Source organism: Streptomyces sp. NPDC091376 (genome assembly GCF_044757085.1).
GTDB classification, from domain to species: Bacteria; Actinomycetota; Actinomycetes; order Streptomycetales; family Streptomycetaceae; genus Streptomyces; species Streptomyces pratisoli.
The window spans coordinates 1-23,966 of sequence record NZ_JBIVUF010000013.1 but is presented as its reverse complement, the minus strand read 5'-3'; the positions used below and the strand labels follow the sequence as shown (position 1 = coordinate 23,966).

At 71.3% G+C, this 23,966-nt stretch carries 17 protein-coding genes and 1 pseudogene; 6 read left to right on the top strand and 12 right to left on the bottom strand.

Annotation, left to right across the window (positions count from 1 at the left end; all coding sequences use genetic code 11):
- Positions 1-25: 25 nt before the first annotated feature.
- Positions 26-2,395 (bottom strand): collagenase, encoded by a 2,370-nt coding sequence (locus tag ACIQMR_RS25930; RefSeq protein ID WP_401392234.1) that lies wholly within the window; start codon positions 2,393-2,395, stop codon positions 26-28.
- A 199-nt stretch (positions 2,396-2,594) separates the two neighbouring features.
- Between ACIQMR_RS25930 and ACIQMR_RS25925 the strand changes: the two genes are divergently transcribed.
- Positions 2,595-3,980: an aminopeptidase P family protein gene (locus ACIQMR_RS25925; RefSeq protein WP_401391762.1), complete on the top strand. Its 1,386-nt coding sequence runs from the start codon at positions 2,595-2,597 to the stop codon at positions 3,978-3,980.
- An 81-nt stretch (positions 3,981-4,061) separates the two neighbouring features.
- On the opposite strand, the gene ACIQMR_RS25920 is transcribed toward ACIQMR_RS25925, so the two are convergent.
- Positions 4,062-4,460 (bottom strand): RidA family protein, encoded by a 399-nt coding sequence (locus tag ACIQMR_RS25920; protein ID WP_401391759.1) that lies wholly within the window; start codon positions 4,458-4,460, stop codon positions 4,062-4,064.
- Entirely contained in the window at positions 4,457-5,599 is a 1,143-nt protein-coding gene (locus tag ACIQMR_RS25915) for an acyl-CoA dehydrogenase family protein (protein ID WP_401391756.1), read from the bottom strand. Before ACIQMR_RS25915 ends, ACIQMR_RS25920 begins: the two co-directional genes overlap by 4 nt.
- 98 nt (positions 5,600-5,697) lie before the next feature.
- Between ACIQMR_RS25915 and ACIQMR_RS25910 the strand changes: the two genes are divergently transcribed.
- A complete protein-coding gene (locus ACIQMR_RS25910; protein WP_401391753.1) occupies positions 5,698-7,338 on the top strand; it encodes an AMP-binding protein in 1,641 nt (546 codons plus the stop codon).
- Between the two features lie 4 nt (positions 7,339-7,342).
- Positions 7,343-8,155, top strand: a complete 813-nt coding sequence (locus tag ACIQMR_RS25905) for a PaaX family transcriptional regulator C-terminal domain-containing protein (RefSeq protein ID WP_401391750.1) — start codon at positions 7,343-7,345, stop codon at positions 8,153-8,155.
- Between the two features lie 107 nt (positions 8,156-8,262).
- Here ACIQMR_RS25905 and ACIQMR_RS25900 read toward each other — a convergent pair whose 3' ends face one another.
- A complete protein-coding gene (locus ACIQMR_RS25900) occupies positions 8,263-10,575 on the bottom strand; it encodes a bifunctional salicylyl-CoA 5-hydroxylase/oxidoreductase (RefSeq protein WP_401391747.1) in 2,313 nt (770 codons plus the stop codon).
- Positions 10,572-11,399 (bottom strand): enoyl-CoA hydratase family protein, encoded by an 828-nt coding sequence (locus tag ACIQMR_RS25895; RefSeq protein ID WP_401391744.1) that lies wholly within the window; start codon positions 11,397-11,399, stop codon positions 10,572-10,574. Before ACIQMR_RS25895 ends, ACIQMR_RS25900 begins: the two co-directional genes overlap by 4 nt.
- A 279-nt stretch (positions 11,400-11,678) precedes the next feature.
- Here ACIQMR_RS25895 and ACIQMR_RS25890 point away from each other — a divergent pair, with 279 nt between their 5' ends.
- Complete coding sequence (locus ACIQMR_RS25890) at positions 11,679-12,128, top strand: ATP-binding protein (protein ID WP_401391741.1); 450 nt, start codon at positions 11,679-11,681, stop codon at positions 12,126-12,128.
- On the opposite strand, the gene ACIQMR_RS25885 is transcribed toward ACIQMR_RS25890, so the two are convergent.
- The 5 genes from ACIQMR_RS25885 to ACIQMR_RS25865 all read right to left on the bottom strand — a co-directional run bounded on the left by ACIQMR_RS25885 (position 12,097) and on the right by ACIQMR_RS25865 (position 20,270).
- Positions 12,097-13,530: an amino acid permease gene (locus tag ACIQMR_RS25885; RefSeq protein ID WP_401391738.1), complete on the bottom strand. Its 1,434-nt coding sequence runs from the start codon at positions 13,528-13,530 to the stop codon at positions 12,097-12,099. The two genes, ACIQMR_RS25890 and ACIQMR_RS25885, sit on opposite strands and share 32 nt — an antisense overlap.
- Before the next feature lie 130 nt (positions 13,531-13,660).
- Entirely contained in the window at positions 13,661-14,692 is a 1,032-nt protein-coding gene (gene argF / locus ACIQMR_RS25880; RefSeq protein ID WP_401391735.1) for an ornithine carbamoyltransferase, read from the bottom strand.
- Between the two features lie 73 nt (positions 14,693-14,765).
- Complete coding sequence (locus ACIQMR_RS25875) at positions 14,766-16,016, bottom strand: arginine deiminase (RefSeq protein ID WP_401391732.1); 1,251 nt, start codon at positions 16,014-16,016, stop codon at positions 14,766-14,768.
- Between the two features lie 235 nt (positions 16,017-16,251).
- Positions 16,252-18,810: a polynucleotide kinase-phosphatase gene (locus ACIQMR_RS25870; RefSeq protein WP_401391729.1), complete on the bottom strand. Its 2,559-nt coding sequence runs from the start codon at positions 18,808-18,810 to the stop codon at positions 16,252-16,254.
- On the bottom strand, positions 18,807-20,270 hold the full coding sequence (locus ACIQMR_RS25865) for a 3' terminal RNA ribose 2'-O-methyltransferase Hen1 (RefSeq protein WP_401391726.1): 1,464 nt from the start codon (positions 20,268-20,270) through the stop codon (positions 18,807-18,809). The genes ACIQMR_RS25870 and ACIQMR_RS25865 overlap by 4 nt, the downstream gene beginning before the upstream one ends.
- A gap of 188 nt (positions 20,271-20,458) precedes the next feature.
- Between ACIQMR_RS25865 and ACIQMR_RS25860 the strand changes: the two genes are divergently transcribed.
- Both ACIQMR_RS25860 and ACIQMR_RS25855 read left to right on the top strand, forming a co-directional pair.
- On the top strand, positions 20,459-20,998 hold the full coding sequence (locus ACIQMR_RS25860) for a hypothetical protein (RefSeq protein ID WP_401391723.1): 540 nt from the start codon (positions 20,459-20,461) through the stop codon (positions 20,996-20,998).
- A complete protein-coding gene (locus tag ACIQMR_RS25855; protein ID WP_401391720.1) occupies positions 20,995-21,696 on the top strand; it encodes an excalibur calcium-binding domain-containing protein in 702 nt (233 codons plus the stop codon). The genes ACIQMR_RS25860 and ACIQMR_RS25855 overlap by 4 nt, the downstream gene beginning before the upstream one ends.
- 320 nt (positions 21,697-22,016) lie before the next feature.
- Here the strand turns inward: ACIQMR_RS25855 and mmuM are convergent, their stop codons facing one another.
- Together mmuM and ACIQMR_RS25845 are read right to left on the bottom strand one after the other, a co-directional pair.
- A complete protein-coding gene (gene mmuM, locus ACIQMR_RS25850) occupies positions 22,017-22,931 on the bottom strand; it encodes a homocysteine S-methyltransferase (protein WP_401391717.1) in 915 nt (304 codons plus the stop codon).
- A 118-nt stretch (positions 22,932-23,049) separates the two neighbouring features.
- Positions 23,050-23,874: pseudogene (locus tag ACIQMR_RS25845) on the bottom strand (LLM class F420-dependent oxidoreductase); the annotation flags it as partial.
- Between the last annotated feature and the right edge of the window lie 92 nt (positions 23,875-23,966).

Genomic DNA, 23,966 nt, shown 5'->3' with positions numbered 1-23,966 from the left:
GCGCAATGGCACCGGCGTGTGCGGCTCAGCTGCGCAGCGGCCCTTCGCAGCGGTAAGTCGACGTACCCGCCCGGCCGTTGCTCCAGATCTCCACCGGCCCGAAGGAGCAGTTCATGTCGGCGAGGTTGGTGGAGGCCGGCTCCGCCCGGTCGAGGATGAAGTAGTCGACCGTCTCGGACATGTCCTTGAAGACGAGGTCCGGGTTTCCCGCGTCGGAGAGGTTGGCGGTGATCCTGCCGGTACAGGTGAAGCGCCGCTTACCGGGGTCGCCGTTCTCCGTGCACGCCGGATCGGCCTGGGTGGCGGCGGCGAAGGAGGCGCGGACGGCGTCCGCCGTCGTGTCCCTGAGCCGGTCGTTGGGCGTGTACGTGGTGTTGGGCACGAACAGGTCGTCGACGTCGGCGATCTGCGTGTCCAGGAAGCTGTCGTAGTCCCGCTGGAGCGCCGGGTCGGCGCCGAGCCGGGTGCGCCACGCGTCGAAGCCCGCGGGGTCGTCGGCCCGCAGACGGCCGTACATCTCCCGCAGCAGCGAGGGCCGTTCGGTCCACAGGAACTCGAAGAACGTGCCCGCGTAGTCGTAGAAGCGGAAGCCGTCGCCGTCGTAGGTGGCGTGCAGCAGCTGGTTGACGGTCATCCGCGGGCCGCCGCCGGCGGTGTCGTCGATGATGCCCTGGACCAGGGACTTGCGGACCGCGATGCCGTCGTCGCGCGTGGCGCCGTCGAAGAACTCCGCCGTGCCCTCGTCCATCGCGGTGGTCCGGTCGGCGCTGTACCAGGGGCCCTCGCCGAAGAATCCGGGCACGCCCCAGCGGCCGTTGAGGTAGTGGACGTACTCGTGCCGGAAGAGCTCTTCGAGGGTCAGGGAGGAGTCCTGCGGGACACGGCGCTGGTAGGTGTAGAAGGTGGCGCCGCGCTCGATGTAGACGCCGCCGTTCTCGGTGCCCATGCCGGTGAGGACGGGGTGGTAGACCTCGTAGTCGGCGCGGGAGCCGTAGAGCACGATGTTCAGTGAGGCGTTGGGGTCGCCTGCGAGGGGTTCCTCGGCGCCGAGGACCCGGTGGAACTGCGCTTTGACCTGCTTGCTCGCGTAGTAGAGCTGGTCGACGGTGGCGCGGTCGAGGCCGGTGCGGACCTTGATGGCCCCGCTGTCGTACGTGTACGTGTGGGGGAAGATCTCCCGCTCGATGTCGTCCTTGCAGACCGCGTACGGCTTGCATGCCTCGTAGAAGTTCAGCCAGGTCACGAGCTGGGCCCACGGGCGGCTGCCGTTGCCGAAGTTGGTGCGGGTGACGGACAGCAGGGCACCGAGGCCGGGGACGATCTGCGCCTTGAGCGCGTCGACCTGGCCGAAGCGGCCGTACTCGCCGAGCGCGTCGCGCACGACCCACTCGTTCGGCGTGCCCCTGAGGTGGGTGTGGCCGGCGAAGGCCTTGAAGGCGTCGCGGTAGGAGGCGTTCTGGGTGACGACGTTGTGGAACGCGGTGTCCCGGTTGCCCGGGTAGATGCCGAGGTAGTTGACGGAGAGGGCGGCCAGGGCCGCGCCGCCCCAGGCGGCGTCGTCGTACTGCCCCTGGTGGTACCTGTCCATCGTGGCCAGGACCTTCTTGATCAGGCCGAGCTGGCTGTGCCGCAGGCCGGGGGCGCTACCGGTGTAGAGGGCCTCGCGGAGGGTCTCGGCGTTGGTCCGGGTGACCTGGAAGGTGCGGGCCGCGGTGCCGAAGGCGTTGATGGCCCGCCGGAGTGTCTCGGTCGTCGGGACGTCGGTGATGTCGATCTCCGGGCGCGTGAAGTCGTGGTACGCGACGGCGTGGAGGTAGGTGAACATCTCCAGCAGGTGGGTGCTGTTGCGGCCGTCGTGCGCGGCGGCCAGTGAGGATATTCGCCGGCCCACGGCCTGGACGTGCGCGTCCGACATGACCGGTGCGAGGCGGGCGTCCCAGGTCCAGATGAGGTCCCTGAGGCAGCCGTCGGCGGTGACGGCCGGGTCGGCGAGGAAGTCGGCGAGTTGCTCGGGGCCGAGGCGGGTGATGCCGTCGAGGGTGCAGGGGACGCCCGCGGCGCGCGGCACGGGGCTGTCGGCGGTGGCGGCGGATGCGGCGGGTGCGGCTCCGGTGTCCTGGCGGCCGGGGGTGCGGCCTTCGGCCAGTTCTCCCGGGGCGGGTGCGGGCAGGGCGGCCGGCTTGGGGGCCCTGGAGAGGCGGTCGACCTCGTCGTAGGGGTTCTGGCCGTGGCCGGCTTCGGCCGTGGCCGGTGCGGGGCGGCCGGCGAGTGCGGCGGGAACGGCCGGACGTGCGGCGCGTTCCGTGGCGGCAGCCCGGGGGATGTGGCCGAGCGTGGTGAGAAGGGTGACGGCGACGGCTGCGGCGAGCAGGGGGGTGCGCGCGGATCTGGGCAGCACGGATCGAGGCTGGGACACCGATGGCTCCTGTGTGGGAGGTGGCTGTGGGGTGGTGCGTCAGCGGTGCGGTGATCGCGAAATCCCGTGGTGTACGCGGGGATTGGCCGTATCGGGACGGCGCGATGTGACCCGTAACATAGTAATGTGAAATTGCACTGACAAGCCCTCAGCCCACCTTCGTCTCCGAGGAGTCGAGATGTCCGGTACCCCGCACCGTGTCCCGCCTCTCCACACCGGTAGCCATGACCTGCCCGTTTCCCCCGAGTTGGCGGCCTTCATGGGCGCCGGCTGGGCGGCCGGTCCGCTGCCCGGGGATGTCCGCGTCCCGGCGTGCGCCGCCACGCCGGCCCGCCGGGCCCGGCTGTCCGCGCGCTTCCCGGGTGAGCGTCTGCTGGTCCCCGCCGGCGAGTTGAGGGTCCGCTCCAACGACTGCGACCACCGCTTCCGTCCGAACAGCGCGTACGCCTGGCTGACGGGTCTGACCGGCGAGGACCAGAGCGGCCATGTACTGGTGATGGAGCCCTCGGGCCCGGGGGGCGGCCACGAGGCGGTGCTGTATCTGCGCCCGCGGTCGGTTCGTGGCGAGGGCGACGACGCGTTCTACCGGGACCGCCGGTACGGGGAGTTCTGGGTAGGTCGGCGGGCCGACCTCGCCGAGGCCGAGCGGCTGACCGGTATCCGCTGCGTCCACCTCGACGGGCTCGGCCTGCTGCCTCCCGGCCGTGACGCCGGGACCGACCCGGAACTGGCCACGGCTCTCGCGGAGTTCCGCCTGGTCAAGGACGCCTGGGAGATCGGGCAGTTGCAGCGCGCCGTCGACCACACCACGGCCGGTTTCGAGGACGCCGTCCGCGCGCTTCCCCGCGCTCTGGCCCACCCGCGGGGCGAGCGCTGGGTCGAGGGGGTGTTCGGGCTGCGCGCCCGGCTGGAGGGCAACGGCACGGGCTACGAGACCATCGCCGCGTCCGGTGCGCATGCCTGTGTCCTGCACTGGATCCGCAACGACGGCCGGCTCGACCCCTCCGAACTGCTGCTGCTCGACGCGGGCGTGGAGACCGACACCCTCTACACCGCCGACATCACCCGCACCCTGCCGCTCTCCGGCCGCTTCTCGCCCGTGCAGCGGCGGGTGTACGAGCTCGTCCTCGCCGCCCAGGAGGCGGGCATGGCGGCGCTCCGGCCGGGGGCGCGGTTCCGCGACTTCCACCGGGCGGGGATGCGGGTGATCGCTGAGGGGCTGGCCGACTGGGGTGTGCTGAAGCACGCCGAGCGAGACTTCCACCGGCGCTACACGCTGTGCAGCAGCGGCCACATGCTCGGCCTCGACGTCCACGACTGCGCCAGGGCCCGGGCGGAGGTCTATCTCGACGGAGTGCTGGAGGAGGGGCAGGTCCTCACCGTCGAACCGGGCCTGTACTTCCAGCCCGACGACGAGACCCTGCCCGCCGAGCTGCGCGGTATCGGGGTGCGTATCGAGGACGATCTGGTGGTCACGGCGGACGGGGCCCGGCTGATGTCGGGTGCGCTGCCGCGTACGCCGGACGGCGTCGAGGAGTGGATGGGCACACTGCTGGAGGGGTGACCGCGACGGTGCAATGTCACAGCGGTCGTGTGACCGGCGACGGGGTTCTGTCACCGGTCACGGCCGGGGCGCCGGACATCCCTAGGGCAGTACGGCGATCCCGTCGATTTCGACGAGTGCCTGTTCGTCCCAGAGGCGTACGGCTCCGATGACCGCCATCGCGGGGTAGTCCCGGCCCGCGAGCCGGTGCCAGACGCGGCCGAGTTCGGTGGTGTGGGCGCGGTAGTCGGCGACGTCGGTGGCGTAGATGGTGACGCGGGCGAGGTCGTGCGGGGTGCCGCCGGTCGCGGCGAGGGCGGCGAGGAGGTTGGTGAGGGCCGTTTCGAACTGCTCGACGATCCCGGTTCCGGTCACCTTGCCGTTCGCGTCGAGTGCGGTCTGTCCGGCCAGGAAGACCAGCCGGGAGCCGGTGGCGGCGACGGCGTGCGAGAAGCCGCCGGCCGGGGACAGCCCGGGCGGGTTGATGCGTTCGAGGCTCATCGGCTGGTCTCCTCGGTGCCGGCGCTGGCGTACAGCTCCTTGGCGATGATGCTGCGCTGCACCTCGCTGGCGCCTTCGTAGATCCGCGGGGCGCGGACTTCCCGGTAGAGGTGTTCCAGCAGATGGCCGCGCTGGAGTGCGCGTGCACCGTGCAGTTGTACCGCGGTGTCGACGACGTACTGGGCGGTCTCGGTCGCGAACAGTTTCGCCATGGCGGAGCGCTGTGGCACGTCCGGAGCGCCGGTGTCGTAGGCGCAGGCGGCCGCGTAGACGAGGAGGCGCGCGGCTTCGGTCCTGGTGGCCATTTCGGCGGCCTGGTGGGAGACGGCCTGGAGGTTCTTCAGTGGTCCGCCGAAGGCGTTGCGCTGCGCGGTGTGGGCGAGGGTGGCGTCGAGGGCGGCCTGGGCCATGCCGATGGCGAAGGCGCCGACGCTGGGCCGGAAGAGGTTGAGGGTGTTCATGGCGACGCGGAAGCCGCCGCCGGGTTCGCCGAGGACGTCTTTGCGGGTGACGGGTACGGCGTCGAAGGCGAGGGTGCCGATGGGGTGGGGGGAGAGCATGTCGAGGGGGCTGCCGGTGAGTCCGGGGCGGTCGGCGGGGACGAGGAAGGCGGTGATGCCGCGGGCGCCGGGGGCTTCACCCGTTCGGGCGAAGACGGTGTAGAGGTCGGCTTCGGGGGCGTTGGAGATCCAGCGTTTGGTGCCGGTGAGGTGCCAGCCGTCTCCGTCCGGGTCGGGTGCGGCGTCGAGGGCGAGTGCGGCGGCGTCGGATCCGGCGTCGGGCTCGCTGAGTGCGAAGGCGGTGACGGTGCGGCCGGCGATGATGCCGGGAAGGTGGCGCTCGCGCTGGCCGGGGGTACCCGACTGGACCAACGGGTAGGCGCCGAGGCCCTGGAGGGCCAGTGCGGTCTCGGCTTCGGTGCAGCCGTGGGCGAGGGATTCGCGCAGGAGGCAGAGGTCGAGCGCCCCGGCGCCGAAGAGCCGTTCCAGCAGGCCGAGTTCGCCGAGGGTGGCGACCAGCGGGCGGTTGACGTGGCCGGGTTCGCCTTTCTCGGCGATGGGGCGCAGTTGTTCGGCGGCCAGGGTGCGCAGGTCCGCGCACCAGGCGGTTTGTTCCGGATCGAGTGAGAATACGGGCATCCGAGCCCCCACTTGTCGGCACTTTTATCGCGGACCGTTGACTGTCGTCACCATCACGATACGCTCGTTGGGCGACCCCACCACGACAAGGGGCGAACATGGAGCTGACACCCCCGGCCGGCCTGGAGCTGACACCTTCGGCTCATCTCGACACGTTCGCGCGCGAGCATCTGCCGCCCGCGGATCAGTGGCCCCGGTTGTTGTTCGATCTGCCGGAGCTGCGCTATCCGGAGCGGCTCAACTGCGGTGCGGAGCTGCTGGACGTGACGATCGGGCGGTTCGGTGCCGCTCGTCCCGCCTTCCGTGACGGGAGGGGGACGGTCTGGACGTACGGCGAGCTGCGTGACCGGGTGGACCGGTTGGCGCATGTGCTGACCGGGGAGCTGGGTGTGGTGCCCGGTCAGCGGGTGCTGCTGCGGGGGCCGACGACGCCGTGGCTGGCGGCCTGCTGGCTGGCGGTCATGAAGGCGGGCGGGGTGGCGGTGACGGTGCTCGCCCAGCAGCGGTCTCAGGAACTCGCCGTGATGTGTGAAATGGCACGTGTCACGCATGCGCTGTGCGACGTCCGCTGTGTCGACGATCTGGTGAAGGCGGAGGTGCCGGGGCTGCGGATCGCGGCGTTCGGCGGGGACGCCCCCGATGATCTGCTCCGGCTGGCGGAGGGGAAGCCGTCGTCGTTCCGGGCCGTGGAGACGGCGGCGGACGATGTCGCGCTGATCGCGTTCACGAGCGGTACGACGGGGCGTCCGAAGGGGTGCATGCACTTCCACCGGGATGTGCTGGCCGTGGCCGACACGTTCTCGGCGCGGGTGCTGCGGCCCACACCCGACGACGTGTTCGCGGGCAGTCCGCCGCTCGGGTTCACGTTCGGGCTCGGCGGTCTGGTGGTGTTCCCGCTGAGGGCGGGTGCGTCGGCCCTGCTGCTCGAACAGGCCGGTCCGAAGCAGTTGTTGCCGGCGATCGCCGAGCATCGTGTGTCGGTGCTGTTCACCGCGCCGACCGCGTATCGCGTGATGCTCGACGAGCTCGCGGGGCACGACGTCACATCGCTGCGGCGCTGTGTGTCGGCCGGGGAGAATCTGCCGGCCGGCACGTGGCGGGCGTGGCACGAGCGGACCGGGCTGCGCCTCATCAACGGCATCGGGGCGACGGAGCTGCTGCACATCTTCATCTCGGCGGCGGACGGGGACATCCGGCCGGGCACCACCGGGGTGCCGGTGCCGGGCTGGGACGCGCGGGTGGTGGACGGGGAGTCCGGGGAGCCGGTGCCGGACGGTGAGCCGGGGCTGCTGGCGGTGCGCGGTCCGGTGGGCTGCCGCTATCTCGCGGACCCGAGGCAGAGCGTGTATGTGCGTGACGGATGGAATGTCACGGGTGACACCTATGTGCGCGAGCCGGACGGGTGGTTCCGCTACGTCGCCCGCGCCGACGACATGATCGTCTCGGCGGGCTACAACGTCGCGGGCCCCGAGGTCGAGGACGCGCTGCTGGCCCATCCGGATGTGGTGGAGGTGGCGGTGGTCGGGCGCCCCGACGAGCTGCGAGGGCAGATCGTGGCGGCGTATGTGGTGGTGCGGGACGGTGTGGCGCGTGACGAGGCGGTAGCCGGGGTGCTGCGTGATTTCGTGAAGACGCGTCTGGTGCCCTACAAGTGCCCGCGTGTGATCGTCTTCCTCGACGCGCTCCCCCGCACGCCGACGGGCAAGCTGCAGCGGTTCCGGTTGCGGGGCCTAGAGTGATCACGTGGCCGAGCAGCACACTCCCCGTTCCTTGATCGTCACCCTGTACGGCGCGTACGGACGCGAGACGGCGGGGCCGTTCGCGGTGGCGGAGTTGATCCGGCTGCTGGGTGCGGTCGGGGTGGACGCGCCGTCGGTGCGTTCGTCGGTGTCGCGGCTCAAGCGGCGGGGGCTGCTCGTCGCGGAGCGGACGGCGGCCGGGGCGGCCGGGTATGCCCTGTCGGACGATGCGCGGCAGCTCCTCGACGACGGTGACGAGCGTATCTACGGCCGCCGGGCGCCGGAGCTGTCGGACGGCTGGGTGCTGGCGGTGTTCTCGGTGCCGGAGGCCGAGCGGCACAAGCGGCATCTGCTGCGTTCACGGCTGGGCCGGCTGGGTTTCGGGACGGCCGCGCCGGGTGTGTGGATCGCTCCGGCCCGGTTCCACGAGGAGACCCGGCACACGTTGCGGCGGCTGCAGCTGGATCCGTATGTGGATCTGTTCCGCGGTGAGCATCTGGGGTTCGCTGCGACGGCGGAGGCGGTGGGCCGGTGGTGGGATCTGGCGGCGATCGCGAAGCAGCACGAGGAGTTCCTGGATGTGCACGGCCCGGTGCTGCGGTCGTGGGAGGGGCGTGCGGACACTCCGGCGGAGGACGCGTACGGGGACTATCTGCGGGCGCTGGATTCCTGGCGTCGGCTGCCGTACGCGGATCCGGGTCTGCCGCAGGAGTTGTTGCCGTCGGGCTGGCCGGGTGGGCGTTCGGCGGCGGTGTTCACGGGGTTGCACGAGCGGTTGCGGGACGCGGGGGCGGAGTTCGTGGGCGCCGGGGGCTGAGTGTCACTCCGCGCAGGCGCAGCGCAGGCGCAGCGCACGCGTAGCGCAGGTGCGGCGCAGGTGCCGCGCGGGTGCGGCGCAGGTATCGCGCGGGGCGCCGCGGAGTGTCAGGGCTGCGGCCGGTCGGTGAGGCTGAGGCGTGGCTTGGGTGCGTCGGTGCGGCCGGTGGGAGGTGTGCGGCTGCCGGCGCGGTAGGGCGCGGGCCAGGGTGCGGCGGGGCCGGTGTAGGTCTGTTCCGCGGCGGCGTGGAGGGTCCAGTGGGGGTCGTAGAGGTGGGGGCGGGCGAGGGCGCAGAGGTCGGCGCGGCCGGCGAGGAGCAGGGAGTTGACGTCGTCCCAGGAGGAGATGGCGCCGACGGCGATGACGGGGGTGTGGAGGGTGTTGCGGATCCGGTCTGCGTAGGGGGTCTGGTAGGAGCGGCCGTACTCGGGGCGCTCGTCGGGGACGACCTGGCCGGTGGAGACGTCGATGGCGTCGGCGCCGTGGGCGGTGAAGGCGCGGGCGATCTCGACGGCGTCGTCGGCGGTGGTGCCGCCGGGTGCCCAGTCGGTGGCGGAGATGCGGACGGTCATGGGCCGGTCGTCGGGCCAGATGTCGCGGATGGTGTCGAAGACTTCGAGGGGATAGCGGAGCCGGGCGGTGAGGCTGCCGCCGTAGCCGTCGGTGCGGTGGTTGGTGAGTGGGGAGAGGAAGCCGGAGAGCAGGTAGCCGTGGGCGCAGTGGAGTTCGAGGAGGTCGAATCCGCTGTGGGTGGCGCGGTGTGCGGCGGCGGCGAACTGGTCGCGGATGTCGGCGAGTCCGGCCCGGTCGAGCTGGTGGGGGACCTGGTTGACGCCGGGGCGGTAGGGCAGGGGTGAGGCGGCGGCCAGGGGCCAGTTGCCGTCGGGGAGGGGTTCGTCGATGCCTTCCCACATGAGCCGGGTGGAGCCCTTACGGCCGGAGTGGCCGAGCTGGACGCCGATGGCGGTGCCGGGTGAGTGGGTGTGGACGAAGTCGGTGACGCGCTGCCAGGCGGTGGCTTGTTCGTCGGTGTAGAGGCCGGTGCAGCCGGGGGTGATGCGGCCTTCGGCGCTGACGCAGACCATTTCGGTCATGACGAGTCCGGCGCCGCCGAGGGCGCGTGCGCCGAGGTGGACGAGGTGGAGGTCGCCGGGGATGCCGTCGTGGGCGGAGTACATGTCCATGGGGGAGACGACGACGCGGTTGCGCAGGGTCAGGCCGCGGAGCCGGAGGGGGGTGAACATCGGTGGTGTCCCGGGTGGGCAGCCGAAGTCCTGCTCGACGGTTTCGGTGAACGCCGGGTCGCGCAGCCGGAGGTTGTCGTGGGTGACGCGGCGGCTGCGGGTGAGGAGGTTGAAGGCGAACTGCCGTGGGGGCTGGTGGAGATAGGTTCCGAGTTCCTCGAACCAGCGCAGGCTGGCCGCGGCGGCGCGCTGGGTCGATTCGACGACGGGGCGGCGTTCGGCTTCGTAGGCCGCGAGGGCCTCGGGGAGTGTGGGGTGTTCCTCGATGCAGGCGGTGAGGGCGAGGGCGTCCTCGACGGCGAGTTTGGTGCCGGAGCCGATGGAGAAGTGGGCGGTGTGTGCGGCGTCGCCGAGGAGGACGGTGTTGGCGTGGGACCAGTGGTCGTTGACCACGGTGCGGAACGCGGTCCATGAGGAGTTGTTGCCGCGCAGGGGGCGGCCGCCGAGGGCGTCGGCGAAGACTTTGGCGCAGCGTTCGGCCGACTGCTGCTCGTCGCACTCGTCGAGCCCGGCGGCCCGCCAGACCTCCTCGCGCACTTCGACGATGACGGTGGAGGCGTGGGGCGCGTAGGGGTAGCCGTGGAGTTGCATGACGCCGTGTTCTGTTTCGGCGATGTCGAAGCGGAAGGCGTCGAGGGCGAAGTCGGTGGCGAGCCAGATGTAGCGGCAGCGGTGGGTGGTGATGCGGGGTCCGAAGGCGTCGGCGTGTGCGGCGCGGGTGGGGCTGTGGACGCCGTCGGCGGCGATGACGAGGTCGTGGGTGGCGGCGAGTTCGGCGGCGGGTGGGGCTTCGGTGCGGAAGCGGAGGTGTACGCCGAGGGATGTGCATCGCCGGTGGAGGATGTCGAGGAGTCTGCGGCGGCCGAGTGCGGCGAATCCGTGTCCGCCGGAGGTGAGGGTGTGGCCGCGGTGGACGATGTCGATGTTGTCCCAGCGGACGAACTCGTCCTGGAGTGCGCGGTGGACGGTGGGGTCGGCGTGTTCGATGCCGCCGAGGGTTTCGTCGGAGAGGACGACGCCGAAGCCGAAGGTGTCGTCCGGGGCGTTGCGTTCCCACAGTGAAATGTCACGTGTGGGGTCGAGTCGTTTCAGGAGTGCTGCGGCGTAGAGTCCGCCGGGTCCGCCGCCGATGACGGCGATGCGCAGGGGGTTCCGGTGGGGGCGGGGCGTGGTCATCGTCCCTGCCAGTTCGGGGCGCGCTTCTCGGTGAAGGCGGCGTGGAACTCGGCGTAGTCCTCGCCGTTCATCAGCAGGGCCTGGGTCGCGGCGTCGAGTTCGACGGAGGCGGCGAGCGGCATGTCCAGTTCGGCGGTGAGCAGGGCCTTGGTCTGGGCGTGTGCGAGGGCGGGGCCGTCGGCGAGGCGGCGGGCGAGGTCGGCGGCTGCTTTGTGTGCCTGGCCTTCCTCGGTGAGTTCGCTGATGAGTCCGATGCGTTCGGCTTCGGTGGCCCGGACGGGTTCGCCGAGCATGAGGAGCCGGGTGGCATGGCCGAGGCCGACGATTCTGGGCAGGAGGTAGGCGGCGCCCATGTCGCCGCCGGAGAGTCCGACCTTGGTGAAGAGGAAGGAGAACCGTGCGGAGGGGTCGGCGATGCGGAAGTCGGCGGCGAGGGCGAGTACGGCTCCGGCGCCGGCGGCGACTCCGTGGACTGCGGCGATCACCGGGAAGGGGCATTCGCGCAGTGCTCGTACGACCTGTCCGGTCATCCGGTTGAAGTCGAGGAGCTGGGCGGTGTCCATGGCGAGTGTGGCGCCGATGATGTCGTCGACGTCGCCGCCCGAGCAGAAGCCGCGGCCTTCGCCGCCGAGGACGAGGGCGCGTACGGAGCGTTCGCGGCTGAGTTCGGCGAGTACGTCGCGCAGGTCGGCGTAGGCGCCGAAGGTGAGCGCGTTGAGTTTGTCGGGGCGGTCGAGGGTGATGGTGGCGACGCCGTCGTGCCTGGTCAGCCGGATGTGGTGCCAGTGTTCCGTGTGGGGCGCCGAGCTGGGGAAGGGGCTCATGTGCGGTGGCCTCCCTTGGAAGGCGAGCGGCTGTGCCTGCGTCTGCCTGCCCCCTGAACTTATCACTTCTCCGTGACTTCCGTCACGAGTACGCGATATCGCTCGCCTCCTGGCGCCCTCGCGGCTCTCCGTCGCAGCTCGGCAAAGGTCCCGTATCAGGTGTGGCACAGGTCCTGCGCAGGATGGTCCGCGGCCCCTGGCGTGGGGGTTCGCGATTCGTAGGGTTGGAAGCAGTACCAGCAGCACCTGGGGTGCTGAGCACTGCGAACGGAACCGACCTTGCCCGAAGCCCACGCAATCGCCCCTGCCGCCGAGGCCCCCGCCTGGTGGCACATCGCGCTGCCGCACACCACCGCGGCGGTGCCGATCGCCCGTGCCCTGATCCGTACGGCGCTGACGGACGGCGGGCCGGCGGCCGACTGTGACACCGCCGAGCTGCTCACCGCGGAGCTGGTCGCCAACGCCGTGGAGCACACCGGCTGCCGTGGGCCGATCGAGCTGATGGTGGAGGTGCGGCCGGACGGCTGCCGGATCGAGGTGCACGACCGCGACCCGTCGCCGCCCGGCTCCCTCTCGGGCCCGACGCCGCCTCCCGTGCCCGATCCGTGGCAGGAGGGCGGCCGCGGGCTGCTTCTGATACGTACGCTCAGCGAGGCGTGCGGTCACCGCCCGACCGATCGGGGCAAGGCGGTCTGGTTCAGGCTTGCTGCGGCTCCCGTTGCGGGGTGACGCCCGCCTCACCGGGAGCTGCGGCGAGGCGCGAGTTGCGGCGGCCGTAGAGCGCGTACACGAGCGCGCCGGCGGCCAGGAAGACGGCGAACTGGATCCAGGTCGTCCAGCCGGTGCCCCACATCAGATAGAGGCAGAACAGCACGCCGAGGACGGGGCTGAGGGGGAACAGCGGTACCCGGAACGAGGTTTCGGTGCCGGGGTGGCGGCGGCGCAGCGCGATCACCGCGACGTTGACCACGGCCATGACGGCGAGGGTGCCGATGGTGGTGAGGTTCATCACCACGTCGAGCGGGACGACGGCGGCCGGTACGGCGAAGACGGCGGCGACGATCCAGGTGTTGGCGACGGGGGTCGAGGTGCGGGGTGAGACGCGCTGGAAGATCCGGGGGACGAGTCCGTCGCGCGACATGGACATCAGGATCCGGGTCTGTCCGTACATGACGGCGAGGACGACGGAGGCGATGGCGACGACCGCGCCGAAGGCGATGATGCCGCCGCCGAGGTCGGAGCCGGTGACCTTGTCGACGATGAGGGAGAGGGCGGCGGGCTTGTCGGCGACGTCGTCCGCGGACATGGCGCCGATCGCGCCGAGGGCGACGGTGCAGTAGAGCAGGGTGACCAGACCGATGCAGATCATGATCGCCAGGGGGATGTTGCGGCGCGGGTTCTTCACTTCCTCGCCGGCGGTGGTGATGGCGTCGAAGCCGATGTAGGAGAAGAAGGCGAGGGAGGCGCCGGAGGTGATGCCGGCGAGTTCGTGGGGGGCGAGGGGGGACAGGTTGCCGGACTCGTACGCGGTGAAGGCGACGGCGCAGAAGAGGGCGAGGACGGCGAGCTTCACGACGGCCATGGCGGCGGTGGCGCGGGCGGATTCGCGGATGCCGCGGACCAGGAGTGTCGCGGCGAGGAGGATCACGACGACGGCCGGGATGTTGACGATGCCGCCGTCGCCGGGCGGGGCGGCGAGTGCGGCGGGCAGCTGGTGGCCGGTGAGGGTGCCGAGGAGTTCGTTCAGGTACTGGCCCCATCCGACGGCGACGGCGGAGACGGAGACGCCGTACTCCAGCAGCAGGCACCAGCCGGTGAGGAACGCGACGCGTTCGCCGAGGGTGGCGTAGGCGAAGGAGTAGGAGGAGCCGGAGACGGGGATGGCGCTGCCGAGCTCGGCGAACGAGAACGCGGTGAAGACGCAGGTGATCGCGGCGAGGGCGAAGGAGACGACGACGGCGGGGCCGGCTTCGGAGACGCTGTCGGAGAGGCCGACGAAGATGCCGGTGCCGACGATGGCGCCGACGCCGAAGCACACGAGCTGGAAGAGTCCCATGGTGCGTTTGAGGCCGTGGCCCTCGCGGTCCGTGCCGGATTCGGCGACGAGTCGGGTAGGGCTTTTGATGCGCATGGGGTGGTTCTCTTCTCGGGTGGTGCGGGGGTGTGCAGCACAGTGGGGTCCGGGCTGTGTGAGCCCGGACCCCAGGTGTCGGAAGAGATGCTAACCGTAGAGTCGCATATGTCCCCAATCGCCTGTATGGCTATTCGGGTGGGGTCATCGTGGCGGCTTCGGGTGCGGCCATGGTGGCGACGAGGACGGCCTTGATGGTGTGCATGCGGTTCTCGGCCTCGTCGAAGACCACCGAGTGCGGGGACTCGAAGACCTCGTCGGTGACTTCGAGTTCGGTCAGTCCGTGCCTGTCGTGCAGCTCGCGGCCGATCCTGGTCCCGAGGTCGTGGAAGGCGGGCAGGCAGTGCAGGAACTTGACGTCGGGGTTCGCGGTGGCGCGCAGTACGTCCATGGTCACGGCGTAGGGCGCGAGGGTGGCGATGCGCTCGTCCCACACGTCCTTGGGTTCGCCCATGGAGACCCAGACGTCGGTGGCGACGAAGTCGGCGCCGGCGACTCCGTCGGCGACGTCCTCGGTGAGCGTGATGGTGGCTCCGCTCGTGGCGGCGGCCGCGCGGGCGGCGGTGACGATGTCGTCGGCCGGCCAGTAGGCCTTGGGGGCGACGATCCGGACGTCCATGCCGAGGAGGGCGCCGGTGACGAGGTAGGAGTTGCCCATGTTGAAGCGGGCGTCGCCGAGGTAGGCGAGGGTGATCGAGGTGAGCGGTTTGTCGCTGTGCTCGGTCATGGTGAGGACGTCGGCGAGCATCTGGGTGGGGTGCCAGTCGTCGGTGAGGCCGTTGAAGACGGGGACCCCGGCGTGGGCGGCGAGTTCCTCGACCGCCGCCTGGCTGTCGCCGCGGTACTCGATGGCGTCGAACATCCGGCCGAGGACGCGTGCGGTGTCCTTGACCGACTCCTTGTGTCCCAGCTGGGAGCCGGCGGGGTCGAGGTAGGTCGTCGACGCGCCCTGGTCCGCGGCGGCGACCTCGAAGGCGCAGCGGGTGCGGGTGGAGGTCTTCTCGAAGATCAGCGCGATGTTCTTGCCGCGCAGGCGCCGGGTCTCGGTGCCGGTGCGCTTGGCGGCCTTGAGCTGCGCGGCCAGGTCGATCAGGCCGCGGAACTCGTCGGCCGTGAAGTCGAGCTCCTTGAGGAAGTGGCGGCCTTCGAGGTGTGTCGCCATGGTGGCTGCTCCTGGGTCGCGAACGCGGGACGATGGAAGTCTATACGTAATCCCGTATTGCTATACGACCGGATTATGCGTCCGTCCCCACCGCGTCCCGTTCCACCGGGCAGCTCATGCAGCGGGGGCCGCCGCGGCCCCGGCCGAGTTCGCTGCCGGGGATCTCGATCACTTCGATGCCCTGCTTACGCAGATGGGTGTTGGTGGTCACGTTGCGTTCATAGGCCACGACGACCCCGGGTTCGACGGCGAGGACGTTGCAGCCGTCGTCCCATTGCTCGCGTTCCGCGGAGTGCACGTCCTGGGTGGCCGTGAGGACGCGGATGTCCTGCAGTCCGAGGGCGGCCGCGATGGCGCTGTGCATGTGCTCGGGCGGATGGTCGGTGACCCGCAGGGACAGGGCGTGGTCGCCCGTGGCGGGTTCGATCGTGTACGAGCGGAGCATGCCGAGCCCCGCGTACTGGGTGAAGGTGTCGTGGTCGACCATCGTCATCACCGTGTCCAGGTGCATGAACGCACGGCGCTTGGGCATGTCCAGCGCCACGATCGTCCGTGCGGAGCCGGCCGCGAACAATCCGCGGGCGAGCATTTCGACGGCCTGCGGCGTGGTGCGCTCGCTCATGCCGATGAGGACCGCGCCGTTGCCGATGACGAGGACGTCGCCGCCCTCGATGGTGGAGGGGTAGTCGTCCTGGCCCTCGGACCAGTGGTGGAAGTCACCGGCTTCCGGTCCGGTGAACAGGGGGTGGTGCTTGTAGATGGCCTCGAAGTGGACGGTCTCGCGCCGGCGGGCCGGCCAGCGCATGGCGTTGATGGACACCCCGTCGTAGATCCAGGCGGAGGTGTCGCGGGTGAAGATGTGGTTGGGCAACGGCGGCAGGAGGAAGTCGTCCAGGTCCATGACGTGGAAGCGGACGGACGAGGGCTCGGAGTGGCCGGCGAGGAACTCCCGTTTGGTCATTCCGCCGATGAGCGCCTCGGTCAGGTCGCCGGTGTCCATCTCGTCGAAGGCTGACCGCAGATGGCCGGTGGCGAGCGGGCCGTACTCCTTCTCGTCGAAGACGCGGTCCAGGACGAGCTTCCTGGCCGCCGGGATCTCCAGCGACTCGCGCAGCAGGTCGCCGAAGAGGTGCACGACGATGCCGCGGTCGCGCAGGACGTCCGCGAAGCCGTCGTGCTCCTGACGGGCGCGGCGGACCCAGAGCAGGTCGTCGAAGAGCAGCGCGTCCTTGTTGGAGGGCGTGAGCCGCTTCAGTTCCAGATCGGGCCGGTGCAGTATGACCCGGCGCAGCCGCCCGGTCTCGGAGTCGACGTGGAATCCCATGTCCCCATACTCGCCGTCCGGACAGCTCTTCACCCGGCGAACGGCCGGACCGTGTCCGGTCGTATCTCACACCGGTCCGGTCAACCTCTCTCAGCGAGCCGGTCAATCTCGTTCACCGGACCGGTCACCTCTCGTATCGGACCGGTCGTGGCCGTACGGGCGGGCGTTCCCCGGCACGTGGTCGCCCCTGCGGGGAGGCGCGGGCGGCGCCTCCCCGTGGGGTGCGGGGCCGGTCCTACAGGCGCGGGTCGACCGGCTCCGACTCCAGTGCGAGGACGGCGAAGACCGCCTCGTGGACCCGCCACAGCGGCTCGCCGTCGGCCAGCCGGTCCAGCGCCTCCAGGCCGAGCGCGTACTCGCGCAGCGCCAGCGACCGCTTGTGGCCGAGGAAGCGGCCGCGCAGCCGGGTCAGGTTGTCCGGGCGGGTGTACTCGGGGCCGTAGATGATGCGCAGGTACTCCCGGCCCCGGACCTTGATGCCGGGCTGGACGAGGCGGCTCTTGCCGTCCCGTACGAGGGCGTGCAGGGGCTTGACGACCATGCCTTCGCCGCCGGCGCCGGTCATCTCCAGCCACCAGTCGGTGCCGGCCCGCACCGAGGCCTCGTCGCCGGTGTCGACGACGAGCCGGCGGGTGCGCTGGAGCAGCCCGGCCCCGGTGCTCCGCGCCGCCTCCACCAGCCGGTCCAGCCAGGCGAGTTGCTCGTCGTGGGGCACGGAGGCCAGCGAGCGTCCCTGGACGGCGAGGATCTGGAACGGCGCGAGGCGCACCCCGTCCAGGCCGTCGGTCGTCCAGCAGTACCTGCGGTAGGCGTCGGTGAACGCGGCGGCGTCCGCGGCCCGTTCGCGCTGCCGGTCCAGCAGTGCGCCCACGTCGAGTCCGCGTGCGGCGGCCGCTTCGAGGGCGGTGGTGGCGGCGGGCAGGACCGCTCCGGAGGCGGCGCCGACGGCCGCGTACTGCTTGCGGAGCAGTCCGGACGCCTTGAGCGACCAGGGCATCAGTTCGGCGTCCAGGAGCAGCCAGTCCGTGGCGAGTTCCTCCCACAGACCGGCGCCGGTGATCGCCGTGCGCAGGCGCCCGAGGATCTCCTCGGTGGTGCCGGGGTCGTCGAAGAAGGGGCGGCCGGTGCGGGTGTGCAGTGCGCCGGTGACGCCGTCGGCGCCGAAGCGTGTCCGTGCGACGTCCTCGTCTCGGCAGACCAGGGCGATGGCGCGGGAGCCCATGTGCTTCTCCTCGCACACGACCCGTTCGACTCCGTCGGCCTTGTACTGGGCGAACGCCTCGGCCGGGTGTTCCAGGTAGCCGTCCTTGCGCGAGGTCGCGGTCGGCGCCATGGTCGGCGGAAGATACGCCAGCAGCCGCGGGTCGACCGCGAAGCGGCTCATGACCTCCAGGGCCGCGGCGGCGTTCTCCTCACGTACGGCGACGCGGCCCATGTGGCGGGTCTCCACGATGCGGCGGCCGTGGACGTCCGCGAGGTCCAGGGGGCGGCCCTGGTGTCCGCCGGGCGCGTCGGTGGCGAGCGGCTTGACGGGCTCGTACCACACCCTTTCCGCGGGTACGTCGACGAGTTCACGCTCCGGCCAGCGCAGCGCGGTCAGCTTGCCGCCGAAGACGGCGCCGGTGTCGAGGCAGATGGTGTTGTTGATCCACGAGGCGGTGGGCACGGGTGTGTGGCCGTAGACCACGGCGGCTTGGCCGCGGTAGTCCTCGGCCCAGGGGTAGCGCACGGGCAGCCCGAACTCGTCGGTCTCGCCGGTGGTCTCGCCGTACAGGGCGTGGGAGCGGACCCGGCCGGAGGTGCGGCCGTGGTACTTCTCGGGCAGTCCGGCGTGGCAGACGACGAGCCTGCCCTCGTCGAGGACGTAGTGGCTGACGAGGCCGTCGATGAACTCCCTTACCTGCTCGCGGAAACGGGGGTCCTCGGTGTCCGCGCGCTCCAGCTGTTCGATGGTCTCGGCGAGTCCGTGGGTGTGCTGGACCTTTCGGCCCTTGAGCCAGCGGCCGAGCTTGTTCTCGTGGTTTCCGGGCACGCACAGGGCGTTGCCGGCGGCGACCATGCTCATGACGCGGCGCAGGACGCCGGGGCTGTCGGGTCCGCGGTCGACGAGGTCTCCGACGAAGACGGCGGTACGGCCCTCGGGGTGTGCGCCGTCCACATAGCCGAGGGTGGTGAGCAGGGTGTCCAGTTCGGAGCGGCAGCCGTGGATGTCGCCGATGATGTCGAACGGTCCGGTGAGGTGCCGCAGGTCGTTGAAGCGCTTCTCCAGGACGACTTCCGCGGCGTCGGCCTCCTCGGGGCTGCGCAGGACGTGGACCTTGCGGAAGCCCTCGCGTTCCAGTCCGCGCAGGGAGCGGCGCAGTTCGCGCCGGTGCCGCTGGATGACGTGGCGGGGCATGTCCGCGCGCTCGGGGCGGGCCGCGTTGCGTTCGGCGCAGACCTCTTCGGGCATGTCGAGGACGATCGCGATGGGCAGCACGTCGTGGCTGCGGGCCAGCTGGACGAGCCGGCGGCGGCTCTCCTGCTGCACGCTGGTGGCGTCGACGACGGTAAGGCGGCCGGCGGCCAGGCGCTTGCCGACGATGTGGTGGAGGACGTCGAAGGCGTCGGCGCTGGCGCTCTGGTCGTTCTCGTCGTCGGCGACCAGTCCGCGGCAGAAGTCCGAGGAGATGACCTCGGTGGGCTTGAAGTGCCTGCGGGCGAAGGTGGACTTGCCGGAGCCGGTGGCGCCGATGAGGACCACGAGGGACAGGTCGGTGACGGGCAGCTTGCGGGTGGTGTCGGTGGTGGTCATGCGGCCTTCGCCTCGTTCCGGTCCTTCTGGGTGAAGACGGCCATCTGTGTCGGCGGGCCGACCTCGGGGTCGTCGTCGCCGACGGCCACGTACTCCACGCCGTAGCCGTGCCGTTCCGCGGTGGTGGCGGCCCAGGTGCGGAACTCCTCGCGGTTCCACTCGAAGCGGTGGTCGCTGTGGCGGACGTGCCCGGCCGGCAGCGTCTCCCAGCGCACGTTGTACTCGACGTTCGGCGTCGTCACGATCACCGTGCGCGGGCGGGCGGAGCCGAACACCGCGTACTCGAGGGCGGGCAGGCGGGGCGGGTCGAGATGCTCGACGACCTCGCTGAGGACGGCGGCGTCATAGCCCGTGAGGCGTTTGTCGGTGTACGTGAGGGAGCCCTGGAACAGGGTGACGCGGCGTGCCTGCCGTTCGCCCATGCTGTCCAGTCTGAGCCTTCTGGCGGCGATCGCGAGCGCGCGTACGGACACGTCGACGCCCACGATGTCGGTGAAGCGGACGTCCTTGAGCAGCGCCTGGACGAGCTGGCCCTGCCCGCAGCCCAGGTCGAGGACGCTGGAGGCGCCTGCCGTGCGGAGCGCGTCCAGGATCGCGGCGCGTCGCTGCTCGGCCAGCGGCACCGGGCGTTCGTCGGTGTCCTTGGTCTCGTCGACGGCGTTGTCGACGTCCTCGACGTCGAGGTCGTCGCTCTCGGCGAGCCGTACGAGTTCGAGGCGTTCCATGGCCTGCCGGGTCAGGCCCCAGCGGCGGGACAGATAGCGGCTGGTGATGAGTTTCTGCTCGGGGTGACCGGCCAGCCAGCCCTCTCCCGACCGCAGCAGTTTGTCGACCTCGTCCGGTGCGACCCAGTAGTGCTTGGCGTCGTCGAGCACCGGCAGCAGGACGTAGAGCTGGCGCAGCGCGTCCGCGAGACGCAGCCGCCCTTCCAGCGTCAGTCGTACGTAGCGCGAGTCGCCCCATTCGGGGAACTGGCCGTCGAGTGCGACCGGGTGGGCCTCGACCGTGTCCCAGCCGAGCGGTCCGAAGAGTTTGCGGACGAGTTCGGCGCCGCCGCGTGCGGGCAGCACGGGGACCTCGATCCTCAGCGGCAGCGGGGTCGCGGCCCGCTCCGGCATCGCCTGGCACACGCCGCGCAGTGCGCTCTTGAAGACGGTGCTCATGGCGACGGAGAGGAGTGAGGACGCGGCGTAGGGCCGGTCGTTGACGTACTGGGCGAGAGCGGAGTCGGCGGCTCCGCCGCTGCCCTTGCCCTTGCCGCGGCGGACCAGCGCGACCGGATCGACCTCCAGCAGCAGCGCGGCCGTACAGCGTTCGGCGGTGGCCTCGGGGTAGAGGACGTGGGCCGTGCCGTGCGAGGTGGAGAACGTCTGCGCCTTGTCGGGGTGCTTGTGCAGCAGGAAGCCCAGGTCGGTGGCGGGACGCTCGGGGGTGCCGGTCGTGGTGATTGTCAGGAACACATGTCCGAGTATTGCCCGCACGGCCGGTCCTGACCAGGCGATTTCCTGGCCGGCGAGGGACGTCTCGCGACCCCCGGCCCGCGCGGGCTTCACGAGAAGCATCAATTCTTCACGCGATACACACAAGTGGAGGGGGGTTGTGTATCTTAAGCGCCGTTCATGCACATGCCACAGCAGGGAGATCTCTCGTGGCCACTCCCCCGTACCCTCCACCCCCGCCGTACGTCCCGCAGCCGCAGGCGAGCCGGCTGGGCGGCAAGCACAAGACCGTCCTCGGCTGCGGCGGCCTGCTGTTCACATTCATCCTCATCGGGGCGATCGGTTCGGCCTGCTCCCCGACCGGGAGCGAGACGACGAAGAAGGTTCCCGGTCCGGCCGTCACCGTGACGGTCACGGCCACCGCGACGGTGACCCCTGCGGCGAACGCGGCCGCAGGATCCCCGAAGCGGGCACAGGAGTCGGCGCCCGCTCCCACCGCGAGCGCGGAACCCGTCACCACGAAGGCCCGGCTCTCGAACCACGTGGGGCAGCAGCTCCAGGCCGCCCAGGACGCCGCGCAGGCCGAAGGGTTCCTCGTCCTCACCTCGCACGACGCGACCGGCGGCAACCGCATGCAGGTGTGGGACCGGAACTGGAAGGTCTGCTCACAGAGCCCGGGACCGGGCACGCTCGACACGGCCACCACGATCGATTTCGGGGCCGTCAAGCTGGAAGAGGCCTGCCCGTGAACAACCCCTACGGACCCGTTCCGCCCCCGCCCGCGGGCGGCGCCACCAGCACTCTCGACGCGAACCAGAAGACGGTCCTCGGCTGCGGGGTCATGGCCGCGGTCGGGCTCGTCCTCGTACTCGTCGCCGGCGCGTGCTCGCCCGATCCCGTGGTCAAGGAGTCGGCCGTGCCCGGCCCCACGGTCACCGTCACCGCCCGCGAGACCGTCACCGCCGCACCGGCCGCGGCGATGCCCGAGGTCGTCGGCGCCACCTTCGCCGACGCCCAGCGGCGGACCGGGGCCCTGACCGACGACGGCATGACCGCCTACAGCGCCTACGCGGACGTCGACCTCCCGACGGACCACAGCGACTGGACCGTGTGCTTCCAGAGCCCCGCGGGCGGCACGGCACCGCTCCCCCGGCAGACCGCGCTCACGGTCCACCTGGTGGCGGCCGGCACCAAGTGCCCGGCCGAGCAGGGCACGAAGCTGCACAAGCCGAAGCCCGCACCGAAGCCCAAGCCCAAGCCGACACCCACGCCGGCACCGGACGACGAGGACGACTCCTCCAGCAGCACCGGAGGCGGGGGCGGCGGCAGTGCCTACTACCGCAACTGTGACGCCGCCAGGGCCGCGGGCGCCGCGCCCGTCCGCAGGGGCGACCCGGGCTACGGCCGCCACCTCGACCGCGACGGGGACGGCGTCGCCTGCGAGTAACCGGCGTTGCCGGGCCGCCCCGGGACGCACCCCGGTCCCGCCCGGCACACGCGGCCGTCCGGCACGCACGGCGCGGCCGGGCCCGTCGTCCGAGACCGGGAGGGCTGGGGCTTGCCCGACCGTGACCGGTAGGGCTGAGGCACGGGGGCCGCGACCGGGACCGGCAGGGCTGAGGCCCGCAGGGGCCGCGACCGGTGGGCCGGAACCCGCCCGACCGGGACCGGCAGGGCTGGTGCCCGGAGGGCCCTGACCCGGACGACAGGGACCGGGACGACAGGGCCCGGGAGGGCCGGGGCCCGGGGGGCAACTTCCTCCCGGGCTCAGGACTTCCGGGTCCCGGCGAGCGCGGCCAGGGCGGCGATACGGTCCGGGCCGACGCGGCAGCAGCCGCCGACCAGCCGGGCTCCCGCCGCGGCCCAGCCGGGCAGTCGCGCCGGGTCGAAGGTGACCTCGCCCCGCCAGGCGCGGGACGCCGCGTCCCACCGCTCACCGCTGTTGGGGTAGACGACGACCGGTTTGCCCGCCTCCCGGGAGGCCAGCTGAACGGCACGGTCGGCGTCCGCCGGCTCACAGCAGTTGACGCCGACGGCGATCACCTGGTCATGGGCGGCGACGAGGGCGAAGGCCGCCGCCAGGTCCTGGCCGGCGCGCGTCCGCCCGCCCGCGATGCTGTAGGAGAGCCACACCGGCAGGCCGATGCCTTCCGAGACCCGCAGCAGCGCCGTCGCCTCGTCGGTGTCCGGCACCGTCTCCAGGGCGAGAACGTCGGGGCCCGCCGCTGCCAGGGCCTCGATGCGCGGACGGTGGAAGTCCTCCAGCTCCCGCACCGTCAGCCCGTACCGTCCGCGGTACTCGCTGCCGTCCGCGAGCATCGCCCCGTACGGTCCCACCGAGGCCGCGACCCACACCTCCCGCTCCGTGCGCTCCGCCGCGGCGCGGGCCAGCGCCACACTGCGGGTGAGGAGTGCCGTGGCCTCGTCACGGCCCGTGCCGCGTCCGGCGAAGCCCTCGAACGTGGCCTGGTAGCTGGACGTGATGAGCACCTGTGCGCCCGCCCGCACATACGCCGTGTGGGCGGCCTCGATCTGTTCGGGAGCGTCGGCGAGGAGCCGCGCCGACCAGAGGTCGTCGGACAGATCACAGCCCTGCGCCTCGAGTTGGTTGGAAAGGCCGCCGTCGAGGACGAGCGGGCCTCCCCCGGCGAGGGCGGTCGAGAGGCTGCGGGCGGGCTTCACGGTGTCTCCGGCTCGGGTGCGTCCGGCTCGGGTGCGTCCGAATCGGGCGCGTCCGAATCGGGTGCGAGGCCGGGGTGTGCTGCGAGTTCGGGTGCGCCTGTGAGGCGGCGCACGGTGGTCAGTTCAGCTGGGACTGGACCTGGGAGGAGAGGAGTTCCAGGTGGTCCAGGTCGTCGAGGTCGAGGATCTGCAGATAGACGCGGGAGGAACCGGCCGCGGCATAGCGGCCGATCTTGTCGACGATCTCGGCGGGCGACCCCGCCAGGCCGTTGGCCTTCAGCTCGTCCACTTCTCGGCCGATGGCGGCGGCACGCCGCGCGACCTCCGCGTCGTCCTTGCCGGCGCAGACGACGAGCGCATTGGAGTAGACGAGGTCGTCCGGTGTGCGTCCCGCCTCCTCGGCGGCGGCGCGGACCCGGCCGAACTGCCGCTCGGTGTCCTCCAGCGAAGCGAAGGGAATGTTGAACTCATCGGCGTACCGTGCGGCCAGACGCGGGGTGCGGATCGCCCCGTGTCCGCCGATGAGCACCGGAATCCTCTGCTGGACGGGCTTGGGCAGCGCGGGCGAGTCCTGCAGCTTGTAGTACGTCCCGTCATGGCTGAACGTCTTGCCGGTCTCCGTGCCCCACAGGCCCGTCACCACGGCCAGTTGCTCCTCGAGCCGGGCGAACTTCTCCTTGGGGAAGGGGATCCCGTACGCCTTGTGCTCCTCCTCGAACCAGCCGGCACCGAGGCCCAGCTCGACGCGTCCGCCCGACATCTGGTCGACCTGGGCGACCTGGATGGCCAGTACTCCGGGCAGCCGGAAGGTGCCGGCGGTCATGAGCGTGCCGAGCCGGATCCGCCTGGTCTCACGGGCGAGACCGGCCAGGGTGATCCAGGCGTCGGTGGGGCCCGGCAGACCGTCGGCGGAGCCCATGCTCAGATAGTGGTCCGACCGGAAGATCCGACTCATTTGCTACCTATACTCTAGCACGTCAACTGACCTGCGACGATACGCTTTTGTCCCCCGGAAACGACGAAGCCCCGCCCATC